The following is a 1608-nucleotide window of genomic DNA, read 5'->3' as shown; positions in this document are numbered from 1 at the left end:
AATTTCAGATACACAGAGGACGGTGGTGCATCGCCTTATGATTATGCGAAAACTCCACTGGCTCACGACGACCTAAAGATTGACATTAACAGATTAGATGACTACGAACTGCTGTCTACCGAGGACATTCTTGGTGAATAGCAGTTTTTTGATGGATTGGAGTGATGTGTATTGAAGAAATTTCTCACAGGAGAAAAGAATAGAACAAAAAAGAATACAACTGAAAAAATGACAACCCCGATGCCGATGGGGAGAAAACAGAAAAAGTGGATGAGTCTTTATATGGCACTGGTACTGACCGTAACGGTCGGAGCAACGACCGCATTCGCAGCCGGAGATCCGTTGTCCGTTATCAATAACCTGTCTACTTTTATTTTTTCCCTGATTCGTGCAATCGGTTTGATTTTACTTGGGTTTGGCGTTGTGCAGGTTGGCCTGTCTTTAAAAAGCCATGATCCAAGCCAGAGAGCCAATGGATTTCTGACACTGGCCGGAGGGGTAATTATTACGTTCGCCAAAGAAATCCTGGATCTGATTATGGCGTAAGCCTCTTTGAAAAAGTATATCAGGAGACAGCAGGAGTGCCGGAAGGTACTCCTGCATTTAAAAGTATGTTCAGGGAGGTGAGAGCTTTTGAGTGATAACTGGATTGTACAGAATCTAAACTCAGCACTATCCACATGGAGTGAAAAGATGGCAGAACTGTGGACTCTGCTGACTGAAAATCCGGCAACTTTTAAGGGTGGCGGCATCTGGCGGATTATGACCAATATCAATGATACACTGACAGCCATTGCCTATGGATTACTGGTGTTATTTTTTGCAGCCGGAATCATAAAAACGTGTGGCAGTTTTACAGATCTGAAAAAGCCGGAACATGTGCTAAAAGCATTTATCCGGTTTGCTCTTGCTCAGGGAGCAATCACATACGGAATGGAACTTATGCAGGCATTGTTTTCCATTGTGCAGGGAATCGTGACAACCGTAATGAGCGGCTCCAGTATGGCAGGAAGCATGACGGAACTGCCAACGGAGATTGTAGATAAGATTGAGAGCGTGGGAATGCTGGAATCCATTCCGTTGTGGATTGTTACACTGCTTGGCAGTCTGCTGATCACTGTATTGTCATTTGTAATGATCCTGACAGTGTATGGCAGAATGTTCAAAATCTATATGTATACGGCAATCGCCCCGATTCCGATTTCCTCATTTGCAGGAGAACCCACGCAGTCCATTGGAAAGAACTTTATCCGTTCTTATGTAGGCGTATGTCTGGAAGGGGCAATTATTGCACTGGCATGTATTATCTTTTCTGCTTATGCAGCAAGCCCTCCGGCTGTCGGAGATACGGAGTTGAGTGCAGTTACAATCGTGTGGAACTATGTAGGAGAACTGGTATTCAATTTACTGGTGCTGGTTGGAGCAATTAAGGCATCTGACCGTATTGTCAGAGAAATGATGGGACTTGGAGGTTAAAAATATGGATACAAAGAAAACATTAAGATATAACTGGGAATTCGGACGTGAGACAGTAGCGATACGAGTGAGCTCTTATCGGAACAATGGGAATTTATATGTAGGACTCTGCCATAAGGAAGGGAGAGAATG

Annotated in this window: 2 protein-coding genes; both read left to right on the top strand. The window is 43.9% G+C overall.

The window, feature by feature from the left end; genetic code table 11:
* Nucleotides 1-228: 228 nt before the first annotated feature.
* Nucleotides 229-546 (top strand): hypothetical protein, encoded by a 318-nt coding sequence (locus DXC04_RS15315; protein WP_006426976.1) that lies wholly within the window; start codon nucleotides 229-231, stop codon nucleotides 544-546.
* An 87-nt stretch (nucleotides 547-633) separates the two neighbouring features.
* Nucleotides 634-1476, top strand: coding sequence for a hypothetical protein (locus DXC04_RS15310; RefSeq protein WP_181975175.1), 843 nt, complete (start codon nucleotides 634-636; stop codon nucleotides 1474-1476).
* The last annotated feature ends 132 nt before the right edge of the window (nucleotides 1477-1608 follow it).

The sequence above is a fragment of the Dorea sp. OM07-5 genome (genome assembly GCF_003481355.1).
GTDB classification, from domain to species: domain Bacteria; phylum Bacillota; class Clostridia; order Lachnospirales; family Lachnospiraceae; genus Dorea_D; species Dorea_D hominis.
This window is presented reverse-complemented; position numbering and strand designations above follow the sequence as displayed.

Excerpts from the sequence above, each read along its gene's own strand:
- DXC04_RS15315 (WP_006426976.1), top strand. The coding sequence starts at position 229 with ATGACAACCCCGATGCCGATGGGGAGAAAACAGAAAAAGTGGATGAGT.